At 71.4% G+C, this 6,404-nt stretch carries 5 protein-coding genes and 1 riboswitch; of the genes, 3 read left to right on the forward strand and 2 right to left on the reverse strand.

The window, feature by feature from the left end; genetic code table 11:
* Window positions 1-229: 229 nt before the first annotated feature.
* Window positions 230-907 carry a fasciclin domain-containing protein gene (locus AC1DUQ_RS15310; protein WP_477059392.1) on the reverse strand — a complete coding sequence of 226 codons (678 nt, stop codon included), beginning with the start codon at window positions 905-907 and terminating at the stop codon, window positions 230-232.
* A 140-nt stretch (window positions 908-1,047) separates the two neighbouring features.
* Here AC1DUQ_RS15310 and AC1DUQ_RS15315 point away from each other — a divergent pair, with 140 nt between their 5' ends.
* The 3 genes from AC1DUQ_RS15315 to AC1DUQ_RS15325 all read left to right on the forward strand — a co-directional run bounded on the left by AC1DUQ_RS15315 (window position 1,048) and on the right by AC1DUQ_RS15325 (window position 3,829).
* Window positions 1,048-2,910, forward strand: a complete 1,863-nt coding sequence (locus tag AC1DUQ_RS15315; RefSeq protein WP_477074082.1) for a cytochrome c biogenesis protein DipZ — start codon at window positions 1,048-1,050, stop codon at window positions 2,908-2,910.
* 121 nt (window positions 2,911-3,031) lie between these two features.
* A riboswitch (cyclic di-GMP riboswitch) is annotated at window positions 3,032-3,106 on the forward strand.
* A 16-nt stretch (window positions 3,107-3,122) separates the two neighbouring features.
* Window positions 3,123-3,278, forward strand: a complete 156-nt coding sequence (locus AC1DUQ_RS15320) for a hypothetical protein (RefSeq protein WP_477074083.1) — start codon at window positions 3,123-3,125, stop codon at window positions 3,276-3,278.
* A gap of 173 nt (window positions 3,279-3,451) precedes the next feature.
* Window positions 3,452-3,829, forward strand: a complete 378-nt coding sequence (locus AC1DUQ_RS15325) for a PLDc N-terminal domain-containing protein (RefSeq protein ID WP_477059389.1) — start codon at window positions 3,452-3,454, stop codon at window positions 3,827-3,829.
* A gap of 61 nt (window positions 3,830-3,890) precedes the next feature.
* Here the strand turns inward: AC1DUQ_RS15325 and AC1DUQ_RS15330 are convergent.
* A partial coding sequence (locus AC1DUQ_RS15330) for a flippase-like domain-containing protein (protein ID WP_477074084.1) occupies window positions 3,891-6,404 on the reverse strand: 2,514 nt, incomplete at its 5' end.

Below are 6,404 nucleotides of genomic sequence, written 5' to 3' on the forward strand. Positions count from 1 at the left end.
ACCCACCCCGCCCCGCACCGTCCCGCACGAGTTCGTGAGTTACAGGCGAGATCGGCAGTTCCAACTCACGAACTCGACCGGAACGCACGAACTCACGGACGGGTGCGGGAGTCGGGTCCGGACGCGACGGAGCCCCCTCGCCGTACCCTGCGAGGGGGCTCCGCTGCTCGGCCGCTGAACGGCCGAGCGCTGACGGGCCGGCCGCCTCAGCGACCGGCCCGCCGGGTCGTCACATCGTCGGCATGAGCACCGAGTCGATGAGGTAGACGGTCGCGTTGGCGGTGTGGACGCCGCCGCAGATGACGGACGCGCCGTTGACCATGAGCGAGTCACCCGAGCCGGTGACCTCGACGGTCCCGCCCTGGACGGTGGTCTGCGTGCCGGCCACCATGTCGGGGGACAGCTGCCCGGGCACCACGTGGTACGTGAGGATCGAGGAGAGCGTCGCGGAGTCGGTCTTGAGGGACTCGATGGTCGCCGGGTCGATCTTGGCGAACGCGTCGTCGACCGGCGCGAACACGGTGAACTCCGCACCGTTCAGGGTGTCGACCAGGTTGACGTCCGGGTTCAGCTGGCCGGAGACGGCCGCCACGAGCGTGGTCAGCAGCGGGTTGTTCGACGCGGCCACGGCGACCGGGTCGGTCGACATGCCGGTCACGGAGCCGGGGCCGTCGGGGACGGCGGTGGCGTAGTCGGCACAGCCGGGGCCGACGAGGTCGGCGGCGGGGTCCGCGGTCATCGCGTCCTCGGTCGGCATCTCCGACGGCGTCTCCATGGGCGTCTCCATCGACGACGACTCGGATCCTGCAGTGTCGTCGGCCGCGCCGGAGCTGCAGGCGGTCAGGGCGAGGCCCGTGACGCCGGCGAGCAGGACGGCGGCGATACGGGTGCGGTTCGTGGTGCGCATGGTGGCTCTCCCTTGAATCAGGTCCGGGTGGGTACCCGCCCGGTCGTCTCTCGGGAGGGGTTCGGCACCGTCGGGGGAGCGGATGGGTGCCGGTTGCGACGAGGACCCATCCCCGAGGGTCGCGGCGGCGAACCCCGGCCATGGACCTGCTCACGCTCGCGCTCATCGGGCTCGTCGGTGGCCTCATCACCGGCATCTCGCCGTGCATCCTGCCCGTGCTGCCCGTCGTGTTCTTCGCGGGCGGCGTGCAAGGGGCACGCGCTCGACCATCCGCCACGACGAAGACCACGAAGGGCGCCGCCGGCTCCGTGGGGGCGATGGCCCAGCCGTCGTTCCTGTCGAGCGGCACCAYGTGGACGCCCGGTGGCGTCGCCACCCTGGAACCACCCGCGGAGGTGACGGCCACGCGCGACAAGGCGTCGGCCCGCCGCCCCTACCTGGTCATCGCGGGCCTGGTCACCAGCTTCACGCTGGTCACCCTGGTCGGCACGCTCCTGCTCAACCTGCTCGGTCTGCCGCAGGACCTGCTGCGCTGGGCCGGCATCGCCGTGCTCGCGCTCCTGGGCATCGGCCTGCTGGTGCCGCGGTTCGAGGAGCTCCTGGAGCGTCCGTTCCAGCGGCTGACCCCGAAGCGTGCGCCCGGGGCGGGCCGCGGCGGCTTCGTGCTCGGTCTCGGACTGGGCGCGGTGTACGTGCCGTGCGCCGGSCCGGTSCTCGCGGCGATCACCGTGGCGGGTGCAACGGGGTCGGTCGGCCCCGGCACGGTTGTCCTGACCGTGGCGTTCGCGCTGGGCGCGTCGATCCCGCTGCTGATCCTCGCGCTCGCGGGCCGCCGGGTCGCCGAGCGCATCGCCGCGTTCCGCACCCACCAGCGCGGCATCCGCGCGGCCGGCGGTGCGCTGATGATCGCGCTCGCCCTGGCGCTGGCGTTCAACCTGACCGACGCGATCCAGCGGGCGCTCCCGGGCTACACGGAGTCGCTCCAGGCGAGGGTCGCCGCCAGCGAGACCGTGCGCGAGCAGCTGGACCTCGGCGGGCTGGTCACGGACGAGAACCGGCAGCTGGCCGAGTGCAGCAACAACTCCGCCGAGCTCGAGGACTGCGGACCCGCGCCGGCGATCCGAGGTATCGATACCTGGCTGAACACCCCGGACGGTGCACCGGTCGACCTGGCGGACCTGCGCGGCAAGGTCGTGCTCCTCGACTTCTGGGCGTACTCCTGCATCAACTGCCAGCGCTCGGTCCCGCACGTGACCGCGTGGGAGGAGGCCTACCGCGACGACGGCCTCGTGGTGATCGGCGTGCACACCCCCGAGTACGCGTTCGAGCGCGAGACCCGCAACGTCGTCGACGGCGCGGAGCGGCTGGGCATCACGTACCCCGTGGCGCAGGACAACTCGTACGCCACCTGGACCGCCTACCGAAACCGCTACTGGCCTGCGCACTACCTGATCGACGCCGACGGCCGGATCCGGCAGGTGTCGCAGGGCGAGGGCGGTTACGCCCAGACCGAGACCCTGATCCGGGAGCTCCTGACGCAGGCGGACCCCGGCGTGACGCTTCCCGCGCAGACCCAGGTGGACGACACGACACCGGAGGGAGACGTCACCCCGGAGACGTTCCTGTCGGTGAGCAAGCACGCGAACGTGGCGGGCGACTACCGGGAGGGCGCGGGGACCTACACGTTCCCCACGGACCAGGCGCCGGACACGGTCGCGTTCGGCGGGACGTGGACCACCGACTACCAGGGCGCGACCGCGGGCCCGGACGCGCAGCTGCAACTGCGGTACCACGCCGCGGTGGTGCAGGTGGTCCTCGGCGGGACGGGTGCGGTCACGGCCACCGTGCGCGACGAGGACGGGTCGGTCGTGGACCGGGTGGAGCTGGCGGTGGACGGTGCACCGCGGGCGTACGCGCTGGTCGACGACGATTCAGTGCGGAGCGGCACCGTCGAGCTGACTGCGCAGTCAGGGGTCCAGGCGTTCTCGTTCACCTTCGGGTGAGCGGCCACGAGCGTGAAGGAGACGCTCTGATACGTCCGACCGGGTGAAAAGGGCGTATGTCCGGTTCTGCTGACGGTGACACGCTTCCACGAACTCTCATGTTGCTCTAATGTCGGACTTGTCAGCGAAACGGCAAACCCTCCGCAAGGAGGGGACGCAAAGCCACGGGACCTACAGGGTCAGCCGGGCTACCGAACAGACAGGACAGCGACATGGACCAGCGCGGATTCTCAGCGRACCCGTCCGAGACCTCCATCACCCCCACCCCGGCCTTCCCGGCTCCTCGCGTCTCCGCGTGGGCCGGCCTCGCCGCTCGTCGCAGCGCGATCGAGCTGGTGCCGGCGCAGCGCGAGCACGTGGCGGCCTGAGGTCTCGAAGCACGGCAAGCCCTCCTCGTCGAACCCCTCGGAGCCTCCCGGCTCCGGGGGGTTCTGCGTTGCCGCAGGTCAGCGTGTGTCGGTGGGTGCTTTTTGTCCGCCATGTCCACTAGCCTCGACGTGAGCGAGCTCCCGCTCGGGGGCACTTCCGGAGAGAAGGTCACATGGACAGCTTCTTGGACTGGTTCTGGCTTCTCGTCTACTGGTTCCTGTTCTTCGCGTACCTCGTCATCCTCTTTCAGATCCTCGGAGACCTGTTCCGTGACCGTGACCTCGGCGGCTTCGCCAAGGCCGTCTGGATCATCGCGCTGGTCTTCCTGCCGTTCCTGACCGCGCTGATCTACGTGATCGCCCGCGGCAAGGGCATGGCGGAGCGGCAGATGCAGGCCGTCCAGCAGGCGAAGTCCGATACCGACAGCTACATCCGAGACGTGGCGGGCAAGTCACCGACCGAGCACATCGCCGAGGCGAAGGCGCTGCTCGACGCGGGCACGATCGACGCCAACGAGTTCGCGGCGCTCAAGGCCAAGGCGCTCGCCTGACCGACGCTGCCGCACGAGTTCTCCGGGCCGGTACCGCACAGGTGCCGGCCCGGACCTCTGTCTACAGCTCGCCGGTCTTCTGCAGCACGCGCATGGCCACCCAGCCGAGCGGGATGCGCAGCCAGTACGTGGCCACCCGGAACAGGACCGCGACCGACGTCGCGACACCGGGGTTGATCGTGGTGAAGCTGGTGAGCGCGGTGGCGAGGGCCAGCTCGATCGTGCCCATGCCGCCGGGCGTCGGGATCAGCGCGCCCGCGGTGTTGCCGGCCAGGTAGACCAGCGCCACCTGGATGAGCGTGGCGTCCTGGCCGAACGCGGCGAGGCTCGCGTCGAACGCGAAGATGAAGCCGAGCGTCATCAGCAGGTTGCCGCCGACGGCCAGCGCCAGCCGCCACGGCTGCCCGAGCACCTCGATGAGGCGCGGCCACGTCTGGCGGAGGGTCGGCATGGTCTTGGCGAGCACCCACTGACGCACCTTGGGCACCAGGAGCGCCGACGCGACGAGCGCGGCGACGATCCCCAGGACGAGCAGGACGACGGGCGAGACCGGCAGCGCCGACTCCTTGTTGCCGGACGCGATGGTCAGGACCAGCAGCAGACCGAGCGTCACGACGAACTGGCTCACCTGGACGAGCGCGACGGTGGCCGCCGCCAGGGTGGTGGACACCCCCCGCTTGGTGAGCATCCGCAGGTTCAGCGCGGCCGGTCCGATGCCGGCTGGTGCGGCGAGCCCGACGAAGGTCGCGGCGGTCTGCACCAGCGTGGCGCGCCACAGCGGCAGCTTGACCGGCGAGAACGCGACGAACGCCAGCGCGGCCCCGACGAGCGTGACGAGCCCGAGCACGAACGCGACCACCGTCCAGCGCCAGTCGCCGGCCGCGAGCGCGGAGGTGATCTCGTCGACGTTGATGCTGGTGATGACGAAGACGATGGCGGCGATCGGCACGACGATCGTCAGCACGGTGCGGGCACCGAACCGGACCAGCTGCTGCGGCTCCACGTCGGCCTCGGGCAGCCGGGCGACCAGCGCCGACCGCAGCTCGGCGAGCACCTTCTTGTCCGCGCGCATCTCGTCGCGGGTCAGGCGCGGCAGCGTGATCGTCTGCAGGAGTGGACCGATCGCCGCGACGTGCTCGGCGGGGACGACGCTCGCCGCGGACTCGAGGGCGCGCGTGGCGCCCACCCGCAGGGCGAGGAGGGCCACGAGCTGGGTGACGTCCATGCGTCGGGCCAGCTCGGACGAGGCGACGTCGCCCTGCTCCCAGCTGGTCAGCCAGACGACCGGCCGGCCGACGACGGTCTCGACGAGCAGGACGTCGCTGGTCAGCGACCGGTGGGCGATGCCGGCGTCGTGGGCGAGCTGGAGCTGCGCCCAGAGCTCCTCGAGGACCTCGTCGGTGAGCTCCTCGCTGGTCAGGTCGCTCAGCGGGACCGCGTGCCCGGGGCGCTCCTGGACCAGGAGCATGGAGTCGTCGGCCTCGGCGATGCTCAGCAGCTTGGGGGTGCGGACGCCGGCGGCGCGGGCGGCGTAGGCGAGCAGGGCGGTGCGCTCGGCAGCCTGGCGCAGTGACACCACCGAGCGGCCCTCGATCCCGCGCAGCCGCAGCGACCGCCACAGCCGGGTCAGCATGCCGACCACCTGCCGGTCGCCGTCGACGACGACCAGGTCCAGCTCGTCGCCGTCCTCGGTGGTCAGCTCGTACACGCGGTGGTCGGTCGACCGGGTGAGCGCCCGGGCCGCGGAGTCGCCGTCGAGCTCGTCGGCCCCGACCTCGGACTCCGCCTCCGTGGTCGCGTCCGCCACCCGGCTCAGCTGGACGGGATCGAACCCGGCGCGCCGCACGCCGGCCACCAGGCTCGCCCCGTACGCCCGCTCCGACTGCACGCCGGACAGGTAGCGCACCCCGAGCCCCGTCACGCGGCCGATGAGGAAGGAGACGGCCAGCCCCGGCAGCGAGACCCCGGCGGTGATGAGCAGCACGCCGATCGCGATCCAGATGAGGTTCCACGACCACTTGACGGTCCGGCGGCGACCGCGCGGGCCGACGACCGTGAGCAGGCCGACCAGCAGCGCGACGTACCCGGGGAGCGTGACGACCCACTGGTTGTCCGACCGGATCGACATGCCGACCACGAGCTCTTCGGACCCGAGCGTGGTGATGGCCCAGTAGACGACCGCGTTGAGGACGAGGGCGGCAAGTGCGGCGACCAGACCCTCGACCAGCTGCCGGCCGAGCCGGCGGATCGCGAGCTCGGTGATGACCGCGAGGGGGACGGCGACGATGACGAAGCCCTCGAGCAGGGTGACGGGGACGAAGAGGATCCGCTTGAGCAGGGTGGCGAAGCCCTGGACGTCCTCCGCCACGCCGGTGGTGGTGTTGTGGGCGTAGGTCGCCAGCACGAGCACGACCGCGATGCCGAGCGCGGACAGCACCGTGCCCAGGAGGTCGCTCGGGTGGTGCACGCGGACGGTGGGGACGTCGTGGATCACCACGTCGCGAGCGGGGTCTGCTGCCTCCTCGGCAGTCTCTGCGGGCGCGACGACGTCCGTGGGCGCAGCGGCGTCTGCCGC

This window comes from Cellulomonas sp. P4_B5_2 (genome assembly GCF_056402235.1).